The following is a 12,614-nucleotide window of genomic DNA, read 5'->3' as shown; positions in this document are numbered from 1 at the left end:
CCCGGTCAGGATCATCGCCGCACGGCCTATGCCGCCTCGAAGGGCGGCGTCGCGGCAATGATAGGGCGCGTCATCAAGGACGGGTGACACTCCGTCCCGCTATCAAACCGGCACCGTATCCCGCCGCGCCCGCATTGTCTCGGCCGATCGGCGGACAACCTCGGCGATCTGCCGCAACTGGCCGGCCAGCGGGCTGGTCTTGCGCCACACCATGCCGATGGTCCGCGACGGCTGCGGGTTCCGGAACGCGGCGACGGAAACCGATGCCGAGCGCGTTTCCACCGCCACCGCCATCTCGGGAATGAGGGTGACGCCGATCCCGGCGCTGACCATCTGCACCAGCGTCGACAGGGAGCTTCCGTCGAGGAGTTCCCGCGGCCGCGTCGCATGCATGTCGCAGAAGGACAGCGCCTGGTCGCGGAAACAGTGTCCCTCCTCCAATAAAAGCAGCCGCATCTCGCGCAGCATTTCGCGGCTCGGCACCGGCTTGCCGGCATCCTCGCCCGGACGCACCAGGACGAAATTCTCGCTAAAGAGCGCGACCTCCGTCAGCGACGGTTCGGAGACCGGCAGGGCCAGGATGGCGGTGTCCAGCCGGCCTTCGGCCAGTTCCTGGATAAGCTTCGGGGTCACGGTTTCGCGCACATGAATGTCCAGCCCGTCGTGCAGGTCCGAAAGATCGCCGATGATCGTCGGCAGAAGGTAGGGCGCGATTGTCGGGATCACCCCGATCCGCAGCCGGCCGACCAGCCGGTCGCGCGCGGCGCGCGCAAGGTCCGTCAGCTCGTTGACCGAGCGCAGGATGTCGCGGGCGCGGGCCGCGAACTCCTCGCCGAAATGGGTGAGGCGCACCTGGCGCGCGCCCCGCTCGAAGAGCTCGGTGCCCAGCGTTTCCTCCAGTTCCTTGATCTGCATGGAAAGGGCCGGCTGGGAAATCGCGCATGAATCCGCGGCCCGCCCGAAATGACCATGCCGGGCCAGCGCGTCGAAATAGCGGAGCTGTTTGAAGGTCAGATTATTCATAAGAACATCTTATCGCCGCAATCAAATAATTCAACTTAGACTAATTATAATGTTCTGCTATATGTGAGGAAGCGAATCCGGAAATCGGCCCTTGCCCATCAATTGCCTCATGGCGGCGCGCGACGGGGTTGGAGCGGATTTTCGACCATCCGGAATACCGGGTTCTTCATCCGATTTGAGCCAGGTCATATTCGCCTGCTGCATTGTCGCTAATCTGGATGATCGGAAATCCGGTTGATTGCGGCCTACCGGCCGTGGTTCCGGATCGCATTTCGGAAGATCAAGCCTATGCGTTCTATGAACGGTTCAATTCAAAGAGTCTTTACGGGAGAGAATGATGGACGGAAGCAATCCTGAAACTTCGGGCGGATGCCCTGTCATGCACGGCGCCACGTCGCTCGGAATGCTGTCGAACCGGGACTGGTGGCCCAACCAGCTCAACATCGCCATCCTGCGCCAGAACTCGTCGCTTTCCGATCCGATGGGCGAGGGTTTCGACTACGCCAAGGAGTTCGAGAGCCTCGATCTCGACGCGCTCAAGCAGGACCTTAATGCGCTGATGACGGATTCGCAGGAGTGGTGGCCGGCCGATTTCGGCCACTATGGCCCGCTCTTCATCCGCATGGCCTGGCACAGCGCCGGCACCTACCGCACGGCCGACGGGCGCGGCGGCGCCGGGGCCGGCCAGCAGCGCTTCGCGCCGCTCAACAGCTGGCCGGACAACGTCAATCTCGACAAGGCCCGCCGGCTGCTGTGGCCCATCAAGCAGAAATACGGCCGCAAGATCTCCTGGGCCGACCTGATGATCCTTGCCGGCAACTGCGCATTGGAATCCATGGGCTTCAAGACCTTCGGCTTCGCCGGCGGCCGCGCCGATGTCTGGGAGCCTGAGGAAGACGTCTACTGGGGCAAGGAGACCGAGTGGCTCGGCGACAAGCGATACAGCGGCGACCGCGAGCTCGAGAATCCGCTGGCGGCGGTGCAGATGGGTCTCATCTATGTGAACCCGGAAGGGCCGAACGGCAATCCCGATCCCCTGGCCGCGGCCAAGGATATTCGCGAGACCTTCGCCCGCATGGCCATGAATGACGAGGAGACCGTCGCGCTGATCGCCGGCGGGCACACCTTCGGCAAGACCCACGGCGCCGGCGATGCCGCGCTGGTCGGGCCCGACCCGGAAGCCGCGGGCATCGAGGAGCAGGGCCTCGGCTGGAAGAGCAGCTTCGGCAGCGGCAAGGGCGGCGACCAGATCGGCAGCGGCCTCGAGGTTATCTGGACAACGACGCCGACCAAGTGGAGCAACAATTTCTTCTGGAACCTGTTCGGCTATGAATGGGAACTGACCAAGAGCCCGGCCGGCGCCCAACAGTGGCGCCCGAAGGGCGGCATGGGCGCCGAGACCGTGCCGGATCCCGCCGATCCGAACAAGCGGCACGCACCCTCCATGCTGACGACGGACCTGTCGCTGCGTTTCGATCCGGAATACGAGAAGATCTCGCGGCGCTTCTATGAGGACCCGGATGCGTTCGCCGACGCCTTCGCCCGCGCCTGGTACAAGCTGACCCACCGCGACATGGGCCCGCGCGCCCGCTATCTCGGCAAGGAAGTGCCGCAAGAGGAACTGCTTTGGCAGGATCCGATTCCCGCCGTCGACCATGAGCTGATCGACGACAAGGACATCGCCGACCTGAAGGCCAGGATCCTAGCAGCGGGCCTTTCGATCCCGGAACTCGTCGGCACGGCATGGGCCTCGGCCTCGACCTTCCGCGGCTCCGACAAGCGCGGCGGCGCCAACGGCGCACGCATCCGCCTTGCGCCGCAGAAGGACTGGGACGTCAACCAGCCGGTGCAGCTCGCCAAGGTGCTGGAAGCCCTCGAGGGCGTCCAGTCGGCCTTTAACGGTGCGCAGTCCGGCGGCAAGAAGGTGTCGCTCGCCGACCTGATCGTCCTCGGCGGCTGTGCCGCCGTCGAACAGGCCGCCAAGGCCGCCGGCCACGATGTGACCGTGCCCTTCACGCCCGGCCGCATGGATGCCGCGCAGGATGAGACGGACGTCGAATCCTTCGCCGTTCTCGAGCCGGTCGCCGACGGCTTCCGCAACTACCTGAAGACCAAGTTCGCCATTTCGACGGAGGAACTGCTGGTCGACAAGGCGCAGCTCCTGACGCTGACGGCGCCGGAGATGACGGTCCTCGTCGGCGGCATGCGGGCGCTCAACGCCAATGCGGGCGGCTTGCAGCACGGCGTCCTCACCGACCGCTCGGAGCAGCTCACCAACGACTTCTTCGTCAACCTGCTCGACATGGGCACGGAATGGAAGGCGACCTCGGACGAGGAAGAGGAGTTCGAGGGACGCGACCGCGACAGTGGTGAGGTCAAATGGACAGCAACGCGCGCCGATCTCATTTTCGGCTCCAACTCCGAATTGCGGGCGGTGGCCGAGGTCTACGGCAGCGGCGACGCGAACGGCAAATTCGTCGCCGATTTCGTTGCCGCCTGGGACAAGGTGATGAATCTCGACCGCTTCGACGTGAAGTGATCCCGTCCCGCTGAACGATCAGGGCGCGGCCGCAACCCGGCCGCGCCCTTTCTTTTTGTGCTTTATCAATCGGACGGTTCGGTGCTGGCGATCACCCGGATCTCGACCACCGCGCCCTCCCGGCGCAGGCCCGCCACCTCGACCGCGGTCCAGGCGGGATAGGGCGCATCCACATAATCGAGGCGCACGGAATCGAACAGGTCGAAATGCTCGCGCAGGCCCACATGGTAGGTCGTCATCTCGACGATCGCCTCGAAACCGAGCCCGGCCTCCCGCAGGATGAACCCGATCTTGTCGAAGGCGTTGCGCATCTGCGCCTCCGGGTCATCCGGCATGACCCCGTCCGCATCGCCGCCGGTCGAGCCGGTCAGGAAGAGATGATTGCCGGAAAGCACCGCCGGCGACATTTTCAATTGCTCCGCCGCCTCCCGGAGCGCCGGCGGCACGATGGCCCTTTTGGTCATGGGAGTTCCTCGCCCTGGATTTGATGGCGCATTCCTAGTCAAGCCGGCACGACTTCACAATGTCGTCGGCGGCCGAAATCGTTAACACCTTGTTAACCATTGGGGCGCAAACTGGACAGATTAAGTTGTTCCGGAGTTACTGCATGAACCATGAATGTACTGGTTCAGCTACCAAGTGCGTCTGACGCATGTAAATGAATATACCTCTCGTCAGACAAGCTTTATTGGCTGCGAAAGGTATGAAGATGCGGAAATTAAGACTTAAGAATCCAGGAAAGTTACTGGGTATTACATTGGCATCGGCGGTTGTATGCTTGTCGACACAGGCGCCGGCCGCCGGATTGGCTTGTGGCGACCGGACTTCTCTGTTGAAAGCCCTTGCTGACAAGTACAAGGAAGCGCCGCGCGCGCTCGGGCTTGCCTCGTCCGGCAAGGCCGTATTCGAGGTCTACACGTCGAAAACCGGCACTTGGACGATCCTCATGACGACGACGACGGGCATGACCTGCATCATGGCCGCCGGCCATTCCTGGGAAGAGGCCGTCGAAATGGCGGAAGGTCCGCAGGCCTAAGGCCCGCGATCAGGACACTGCCGCCAGTGCGGGCGGCAGTTCCGCTTCGAATATGTCAAGTGCCTCGTCGGGCCCGACACTGATCCTGATGCAGCGGTTGAGAGGGGCGACGCCCGGCATGCGCACGAAGACGCCGCGCGCGACCAGGGCGTTGAGCAGCGCCGTCGCGAATTCGGCATCCCGGCCGCAGTCGATGGCAACGAAATTCGTTGCCGATTGAAGCGTCTCCAGCCCGTTGGCACGGGCAATCTCATCGATCCGCTGCCGCGCCGCATCGATCCGCCCGCAGGCGCTTTCAAGATAATTCTGGTCCTTCAGAGCGGCGAGCGCCGCGATCTGCGCCATCTTGTTGACCCCGAAATGGTTGCGCACCTTGTTGAAGGAGGCGATGGTTCCGGCCGTGCCGAAGGCGTAGCCGCAGCGCAGGCCCGCGAGCCCGTAGCCCTTGGAAAAGGTCCGCATGCGTATGACGTTCGGCCGGTCGATGAGCGCCGCGACCGGCGGCAGGGCGTCTGGCGGCGCCATTTCCCCGTAGGCCTCGTCGAGGATGAGCATCGTCTGTTCGGGCAGCGCCTCGGCAAAGGCCGCGACGGCATCGCCGGCATGCCAGGTGCCCATCGGATTGTCCGGATTGGCGAGAAAGACGAGCGGCGCGCCCTCGCGCCTCACCGCGTCAAGCAGGCCGTCCAAATCCTCATGGTCGTCGCGGTAGGGGACGGTGACAAGCCGCCCGCCGAACCCGGCGACATGGTAGTTGAAGGTCGGATAGGCGCCGAGCGAGGTGACGACCGGCGTATCATGGCCGACGATCTGGCGCACCACGAGCCCGAGCAGCCCGTCAATGCCCTCGCCGATGACAATCCGGTCCGCCGCGATGCCGAGATGCGCCGCCAGCGCAGTGCGCAGGTCGTGGTTTTCCGGATCGCCGTATTTCCAGACCTCATCTGCGCCGGCGCGCATGGCTTCCCTGACCGACGGCGCCGGGCCGAAGCCGCTCTCATTGGCGCCGATGCGGGCGCGGAACGGCTTTCCGGCGGCGCGTTCCTGGGTTTCCGGTCCGACAAACGGAACCGTGGCCGGCAGCGACTGGACGAGCGGGGTGAAACGGGAGAATTCGGTCATCGGTGGCGGTTATCCGGTTGTTCGCTTCAATAATGCGGTGGCTTGGTGTCCGGCGGCGCCTCTCCGGACGTCTCCTCGAGGGCCAGCAGCCGGTCGACCAGCTTTTGCTGTTGCGCCTTGAGGAGGTCGATCAGCTTCCATTGCTTCTCGACCTGCTCCGAAAGCTCGTCGATCGTATGGGCCTGATGGGCGATATGTTCCTCGAGCCTGGCGATCTGCCGGGCCTGCGTTTCCCCGGTCATAGAAGCGCGCCCTCCAGCGTTTCGCGCCAGTGCGCGTCGAGCGGCTTCGGCCGGCGCGTCCCGCGGTCGACATAGACATGGACGAAGCGGCCCTGGGCGGCCGCCGTCGCGTCCTCGTCGCGGAACAGCGCGATCCGGTAGATCACCGAGGACGAGCCGATGCGCTCGACGCCGATGCCGGCGTCGATGCGGTCCGGAAAGGCGAGCTCGGCGAAGTAATGGCACCCGGTCTCGACGACGAGGCCGATGGTTTCGCCTCTCTTGAGGTCGAGCAATTCCTTCTCGACCAGCCATCCGTTGATCGCCGTGTCGAACAGCGCGTAGTGCACGACATTGTTCATGTGGCCGTAGATGTCGTTGTCGGCCCAGCGGGACTGCAACTGGCGGAAGACGCGGAAACTCTCGCGCCCGAGCGGGGCAGGGCGGTTCATGGCGTCACCACGCGGCGCGGTAGATGGCGAGCGCGTCGGCCTCATCGACGTGGCGCGGATTGTTGACGAGCAGCCGGGTCTGCTTCATGGCGTCGCTGGCCATTTTCGGCAGCGCCTCCTCGCCGATGCCGACATCGCGCAGCCGCTGCGGCAGGCCGATATTGGCCGAAAGCGCCGCGAGCCGTTCGATGAAGGCCGCGCAGTCCTCCTGCGCCCCGCCGCCGGCTTCGAAATCGGCGAAGGCATGGGGGCCGAGTTCCGCGTAGAGCCGGTACGAGCCGTTCTCGGCCTCGGCCGCGTTGAAGCGCAGCACCTGCGGCAGCACCAGTGCGTTGGAGAGCCCGTGCGGGATATGGAACGTGCCGCCGATCGGGTAGGCCAGCGCATGCACGGCCGCGACCGGCGAGTTGGCGAAGGCCATGCCGGCGAGCGTCGAGCCGAGCAGCATGGCGCCGCGCGCCTCCAGGTTGTCCGGCGTGAAAACCGCCGCCTCGATATGGGTGCCGAGAAGTTTCAGCGCCTCGGTGGCAAGCATACGCGAAACCGGGTTGTTGTTGGCGTTCTTCGATGCGTAGGCCTCGATCGCGTGCACCATGGCGTCGATGCCCGTTGCAGCCGTCGCCGGCGCCGGCAGGCTGACGGTGAGTTCGGCGTCGAGAATCGCAGTGTCCGGCAGGATGACCGGCGAGGATACGCCGCGCTTTTCCTCGCCGCCGACGGTGATGATCGAAACGGGCGTGACCTCCGAGCCGGTGCCCGCGGTGGTCGGGATCAGCACCAGCGGCAGGCGCGGGCCTTTCGCGTTGCCGACGCCCCAGGCCGCGTCGATGTCCTCTCCCGAGCCGGCCAGCAGGGCCGTCAGCTTCGCCACGTCGAGCGACGAACCGCCACCCAGCGCCACCACCCCGGTGGCACCGCAACCCCGCGCCGCCTCCACGGAATTCATCAGCGTATCGAGGCTCGGATCGGCCTCGACGGCGTCGAAGACGGTCACCGAATGCCCGGCATCTTCCAGTGAGCGAATGGCGGATTGGTCGAGGCCGACATTGCGGATGCCACTGTCGGTCACGAACAGGACCGATCGCCCGAGCTTTTTGCCGGCGATCTCGGCAATGCCGCCGGACGCGCCCGGGCGCACGATGATCTGCGCGGTCGTATGAAACGCGAATGCCGACATGGTTCCTCCACTCAATCAAATCCAGTTCACACATTAGGCCGCTTCCGCTTTAAAGGAAATCGTGCAACTGTTTAGGTCGGAACTGGGAAAAAAAGCCGGGTTTCGGGCTGGCATCGCCTAGGGCAGGTGAATATGGTGGTCAATTATACCAATTGATAAAAAAACGGAAGGCGCATGAGCGATCTTGCTATCGAATTGAGGGGCATCGACAAGAGTTTCGGTCCGGTTCATGCCAACAAGAACATCAATCTGAGCGTCCACAAGGGAACGATACACGGGATCATCGGCGAAAACGGCGCCGGCAAATCCACACTGATGTCGATCCTCTACGGCTTCTACCAGGCCGATGCGGGCAAGATCTTCGTCAATGGCGACGAGATCACCATCCGTGACCCGAATGTCGCCATCGCCGCCGGCATCGGCATGGTTCACCAGCATTTCATGCTGGTCGACAATTTCACAGTCCTGGAGAATGTCATGCTCGGCGCCGAGGAAAACGCCATCCTCAACCGCGGCATTGTCAATGCGCGGGCAGAGCTGAAGCACCTGGAGGACGAATACGCGCTGGAAGTCGATCCCGATGCGGTCATCGAGGAACTTCCGGTCGGACTGCAGCAGCGGGTCGAGATTCTCAAGGCGCTCTATCGCGGCGCGGATATCCTGATCCTGGACGAGCCCACCGGCGTGCTGACGCCGGCCGAGGCCGATCACCTTTTCCGCATTCTGGAACAGCTGCGCGACCAGGGTAAGACCATCATCCTCATCACCCACAAGCTGCGCGAGATCATGGCCATCACCGACGAGGTCTCGGTGATGCGCCGCGGCGAGATGGTGGCCACCCGCAAGACGTCGGAAACCAATGTCGAGGAGCTGGCCGAACTGATGGTCGGCCGCCGCGTGCTCCTGCGCGTCGAGAAGGGGCCCGCGGATGTCAAGGACGTCAAGCTTTCGGTTGACGGGCTGACGGTGCGCGACAATCGCGGTGTTGTCATGGTCGACAATGTCTCCTTCGAGGTACGGGCCGGCGAAATCGTGGGCATTGCCGGCGTCGCCGGCAACGGCCAGTCGGAACTGCTGCAGGCGATCACCGGCATACGCCGCGCCGAGAGCGGGACCGTGCTGCTCAGTGACAAGCCGATAGATGTCACCGGCGACGCCGATCCGCAGGACTTGCGCAAGCGCGGGCTCGCCCATGTGCCGGAGGACCGGCACCATATGGGCCTCGTCCTCACCTTCGAGGAAAACGAGAACGCAATTCTGGGCTACCATTACGATGACGAATATCTGAACGGCCCGATGCTCAAACTCGATGCGATCCGCAGCCACGCCGCCTCCAGCGCCGAGAAATACGATATCAGGCCGCCCGATGTGCGCCTGAAAACGTCGAACTTTTCCGGCGGCAACCAGCAGAAGATTGTCCTGGCGCGTGAAATGGAGCGCGATCCGGCGGTGCTGGTCATCGGCCAGCCCACACGCGGCGTCGATGTCGGCGCCATTGAATTCATCCACAAGCGCATCATCGAGATGCGCGACGCCGGCAAGGCCGTGCTCCTCGTCTCGGTCGAACTCGACGAGATCCGTTCGTTGTCCGACCGGATCCTGGTCATGTTTGCGGGCCGCGTCGTCGGCGAGCGGACGCCGGAAGCAACGGAAGGGGAATTGGGACTGCTGATGGCCGGTGTCGAAGAAGAGCAGGAGGCGGCCCAATGAGTGTTCCATACGCAAAATTGCCGCTTTGGGTCGAATACGGCCTGATCCCGCTGATCAATCTCGTCGTCGCGTTCCTGGTGGCCGGCCTTGTCGTGCTGCTGGTCGGCGAAAGCCCGATTCGCGCCGCGACGTTGCTGGTCCAGGGCGCCTTCGGCTATGGCGAGGGCCTTGGCTTCACGCTCTATTACGCAACCAACTTCATCTTCACCGGCCTTGCCGTCGCGGTGGCCTTCCATTGCGGCCTGTTCAACATCGGCGGCGAGGGTCAGGCCTATATCGGCGGCCTCGGGGTTGCCATCGTCGCGCTGGCGCTTGACGGGATATTCCCCTGGTTCCTGACGCTGCCCTTCGCGATCCTGGCCGGCGCGCTCTTTGGCGCCGCATGGGCCTTCATACCGGGCTATCTCCAGGCAAAACGCGGCAGTCACGTGGTCATCACCACCATCATGTTCAACTTCATCGCCTCCAGTGTGATGGTTTACATGCTCGTCGAGGTGCTCAAGCCCATCGGATCGATGGCGCCGCAGACCGAGACGTTCCTGCCTGGCGCCCACATACCGACGCTTGACTGGCTGCTCGGCATTTTCGGCCTCGATATCGGCGGCGCTCCATTCAACCTGACCTTTGTGATCGCCCTGGTCGCGGCGTTCCTCGTCTGGTTGCTGATCTGGCGCACCCGCCTCGGCTTCGAGATCCGAACCATGGGCGCCAGCCCCACGGCGGCGCGCTATGCCGGCATCAAGGAAGTCCGCATCATCATCATAACCATGCTGATATCGGGCGGGCTTGCCGGAATGATGGCGCTGAACCCGATCATGGGCGACCAGGACCGGCTGCAGCTCGACTTCGTCGCCGGCGCCGGATTCGTCGGCATCGCCGTCGCCCTCATGGGCCGCTCCCATCCCGTCGGCATCATCCCGGCGGCGATCCTGTTCGGCATGCTCTACCAGGGCGGCGCGGAGATCGCCTTCGAGATGCCGGAGATCTCGCGCGACATGATCACCATCATCCAGGGTCTTGTGATCCTCTTCGCCGGTGCGCTCGAGAACATGTTCAGACCGGCGATCACGACATTCTTTGCAACGCTCAGCGGCGCCGGAAGACGGTCCGAAGCGACGGCGGCCGGGGAGTAGGGCGATGGATTATTTTCAGATTATTCTGGTCACGCTCGAAGCCACCATCCGGCTTTCCGTCCCGCTCATCTTCGCGGCGCTCGCCGGGCTTTATTCCGAACGTTCCGGCGTCTTCGATATCGGCCTTGAGGGCAAGATGCTGGCGGCGGCCTTTGCCGGCGGCGCGGCCGCGGCGGTCTACGGGTCGGCCTTTATCGGCCTCGCCGCAGCCATCCTCATTTCCGTGGCGCTGGCGATGGTGCATGCCTTTGCTTCCATTACCCAGCGCGGCAACCAGATCGTCTCGGGCGTTGCGATCAACTTCATAGCGCTCGGCTCCACGGTGATCCTCGGCCAGGCCTGGTTCCAGCAGGGCGGGCGCACGCCGCAACTCGGCGAGGGCAGCCGGTTCGAGGCGATCCGCCTGCCGCTGACCGACACGCTCGAGGACGTTCCGGTCATCGGGCCGATTTACGAGAACCTGATTTCCGAGCACTTCCTGCTGACCTATCTGGCCTTCGCCCTGGTGCCCTTCACCTGGTGGGTGCTTTACCGCACCCGTTTCGGTCTGCGGCTGCGCGCCGTCGGCGAGAATCCCGGCGCGGTCGACACGGCCGGTATTTCGGTCACCCAGATGCGCTATCTCGGCGTGCTGTGCTGCGGCATTCTGTGCGGCTTTGCCGGCGCCTATCTTTCGATGGCCGTCGCCGCCGGCTTCGTCAAGGGCATGACGGCGGGCAAGGGCTTTATCGCGCTCGCCGCGCTGATCTTTGCCAAGTGGAAGCCGGTCAACGTGATGCTTGCCTGTCTGCTTTTCGGCTTCCTCGACGCGCTGGCGATCCTGCTGCAGGGCCAGGAACTGCCGGTGGTCGGCGAGGTTCCGGTCCAGTTCATGCAGGCGCTGCCCTATGTGCTGACGGTCATCCTGCTGGCCGGCTTCATCGGCAAGGCGATTCCGCCGAAGGCCGGCGGGCAGCCCTATGTGAAGGAACGCTAGTAGCGTATTGGAGCGTTCGATGTCTGACGACCTGTTTGTTGCGGCCCGCGATGCGATGAGCCGCTGCCACGCACCCTATTCCGAATTTCCGGTCGGCGCCGCGCTGCGGGCCGATGACGGGAATATCTACACCGGCGCCAATGTCGAGGTGGCCTCCTATCCGGAAGGCTGGTGCGCGGAAACGACGGCGATCGGCCACATGATCATGGCCGGTGGCCTCGAGATCACCGAGGTGGCTGTTATCGCCGAGAAAATGGACGCTTGCACGCCCTGCGGCGGCTGCCGCCAGCGTCTGGCGGAGTTTGCCGGCCCGGATACGAAAATCCACCTGTGCGACGCCAACGGGATCGTCAAGACGGTCACGCTTGGCGAACTGCTTCCCTATGCCTTCGACGCGGATGCCCTGAAATGAACATCGCCCTGTCTGTGCTTGTCAAAAAACTGAACGGGCTTATGCCCGAAACCGCGATCGTGCTCGGCTCCGGTCTCGGGTCGCTCGCCGGCGAGGTGCGCGATCCTGTCCGCGTGCCTTACGAGGACCTTGAGGGCTTTCCGCACAGCGGCGTGTCCGGCCACGCGGCGGAGGTGGTCGCCGGCCATCTGGGCGAAACGCCGGTGATCATGCTGTCGGGCCGTGCGCACTACTACGAGAAGGGCGATGCGTCGGTCATGCGCGCGCCGCTCGAGACCCTGCACGGTCTCGGCGTCAAGCGGCTGATCCTGACCAATGCGGCCGGCTCGCTGCGCGAGGACATGCCGCCGGGATCGGTCATGCAGATCACCGACCACATCAATTTCTCCGGTTCCAACCCGCTGATCGGCGAGCCGAGCGACCGGCGTTTTGTCGGCCTGACCAATGCCTATGACGCGGACATGGCGCAGGAAATGCGCGATGCGGCGAAGGCCACCGGCACGGACCTTCACCAGGGCGTCTACATGTGGTTCTCGGGGCCCAGTTTCGAAACCCCGGCCGAAATCAGGATGGCGCGGACTTTCGGCGCCGACGCCGTCGGCATGTCGACCGTGCCGGAAGTCATACTGGCGCGCTTCCTCGGCCTGCGCGTTGCTGCGGCATCGGTGGTCACCAATCTCGCCGCGGGAATGAGCGGCACCGAGATTTCCCATGACGAGACGAAAGAGATGGCACCGCTGGGCGGCCAGCGGCTGGCAACGATCCTGAAGGCGATGCTGACGCGCTGATCGCCGCCCGGACAACGGAGACGGG

At 64.1% G+C, this 12,614-nt stretch carries 13 protein-coding genes; 7 read left to right on the top strand and 6 right to left on the bottom strand.

Going from position 1 to position 12,614, the window contains the following annotated elements; translation table 11 throughout:
• Positions 1-102: 102 nt before the first annotated feature.
• A complete protein-coding gene (locus E4M07_RS08020; protein ID WP_136657792.1) occupies positions 103-1,023 on the bottom strand; it encodes a LysR substrate-binding domain-containing protein in 921 nt (306 codons plus the stop codon).
• A gap of 337 nt (positions 1,024-1,360) precedes the next feature.
• Between E4M07_RS08020 and katG the strand changes: the two genes are divergently transcribed.
• The gene (gene katG / locus E4M07_RS08015) at positions 1,361-3,562 is read left to right on the top strand and encodes a catalase/peroxidase HPI (RefSeq protein ID WP_136657791.1); all 2,202 of its coding nucleotides are present in this window, start codon (positions 1,361-1,363) and stop codon (positions 3,560-3,562) included.
• A 65-nt stretch (positions 3,563-3,627) separates the two neighbouring features.
• Here the strand turns inward: katG and E4M07_RS08010 are convergent, their stop codons facing one another.
• Positions 3,628-4,026 (bottom strand): RidA family protein, encoded by a 399-nt coding sequence (locus tag E4M07_RS08010; RefSeq protein WP_136657790.1) that lies wholly within the window; start codon positions 4,024-4,026, stop codon positions 3,628-3,630.
• Between the two features lie 368 nt (positions 4,027-4,394).
• Between E4M07_RS08010 and E4M07_RS08005 the strand changes: the two genes are divergently transcribed.
• Positions 4,395-4,598 (top strand): hypothetical protein, encoded by a 204-nt coding sequence (locus E4M07_RS08005; RefSeq protein WP_136657789.1) that lies wholly within the window; start codon positions 4,395-4,397, stop codon positions 4,596-4,598.
• 9 nt (positions 4,599-4,607) lie between these two features.
• On the opposite strand, the gene E4M07_RS08000 is transcribed toward E4M07_RS08005, so the two are convergent.
• Genes E4M07_RS08000 through E4M07_RS07985 form a run of 4 tightly spaced genes read right to left on the bottom strand, consistent with a single transcriptional unit; the run spans position 4,608 to position 7,570 of the window.
• The gene (locus E4M07_RS08000; RefSeq protein WP_136657788.1) at positions 4,608-5,720 is read right to left on the bottom strand and encodes a pyridoxal phosphate-dependent aminotransferase; all 1,113 of its coding nucleotides are present in this window, start codon (positions 5,718-5,720) and stop codon (positions 4,608-4,610) included.
• Between the two features lie 26 nt (positions 5,721-5,746).
• Positions 5,747-5,962, bottom strand: coding sequence for a SlyX family protein (locus tag E4M07_RS07995; RefSeq protein WP_136657787.1), 216 nt, complete (start codon positions 5,960-5,962; stop codon positions 5,747-5,749).
• Positions 5,959-6,393, bottom strand: a complete 435-nt coding sequence (locus E4M07_RS07990; RefSeq protein WP_136657786.1) for a thioesterase family protein — start codon at positions 6,391-6,393, stop codon at positions 5,959-5,961. Before E4M07_RS07990 ends, E4M07_RS07995 begins: the two co-directional genes overlap by 4 nt.
• A 4-nt stretch (positions 6,394-6,397) precedes the next feature.
• The gene (locus E4M07_RS07985) at positions 6,398-7,570 is read right to left on the bottom strand and encodes an iron-containing alcohol dehydrogenase (RefSeq protein WP_136657785.1); all 1,173 of its coding nucleotides are present in this window, start codon (positions 7,568-7,570) and stop codon (positions 6,398-6,400) included.
• Positions 7,571-7,744: 174 nt separating this feature from the next.
• On the opposite strand from E4M07_RS07985, the gene E4M07_RS07980 reads away from it, so the two are divergent.
• From E4M07_RS07980 to E4M07_RS07960, 5 genes are read left to right on the top strand one after another with little or no spacing between them, the layout of a single operon-like run.
• Positions 7,745-9,280: an ABC transporter ATP-binding protein gene (locus E4M07_RS07980; protein ID WP_136657784.1), complete on the top strand. Its 1,536-nt coding sequence runs from the start codon at positions 7,745-7,747 to the stop codon at positions 9,278-9,280.
• A complete protein-coding gene (locus E4M07_RS07975) occupies positions 9,277-10,413 on the top strand; it encodes an ABC transporter permease (protein WP_136657783.1) in 1,137 nt (378 codons plus the stop codon). The genes E4M07_RS07980 and E4M07_RS07975 overlap by 4 nt, the downstream gene beginning before the upstream one ends.
• Before the next feature lie 4 nt (positions 10,414-10,417).
• Positions 10,418-11,389, top strand: coding sequence for an ABC transporter permease (locus tag E4M07_RS07970; RefSeq protein ID WP_136657782.1), 972 nt, complete (start codon positions 10,418-10,420; stop codon positions 11,387-11,389).
• 19 nt (positions 11,390-11,408) lie between these two features.
• Complete coding sequence (gene cdd / locus E4M07_RS07965) at positions 11,409-11,801, top strand: cytidine deaminase (protein ID WP_136657781.1); 393 nt, start codon at positions 11,409-11,411, stop codon at positions 11,799-11,801.
• A complete protein-coding gene (locus E4M07_RS07960) occupies positions 11,798-12,589 on the top strand; it encodes a purine-nucleoside phosphorylase (protein ID WP_136657780.1) in 792 nt (263 codons plus the stop codon). Before cdd ends, E4M07_RS07960 begins: the two co-directional genes overlap by 4 nt.
• Positions 12,590-12,614 lie beyond the last annotated feature (25 nt).

It is taken from the genome of Nitratireductor sp. XY-223, from assembly GCF_004959855.1.
Lineage (GTDB): Bacteria > Pseudomonadota > Alphaproteobacteria > Rhizobiales > Rhizobiaceae > Hoeflea_A.
Note: the sequence above shows the minus strand (reverse complement) of the source record. Positions and strands in the feature narration are given on the sequence as shown.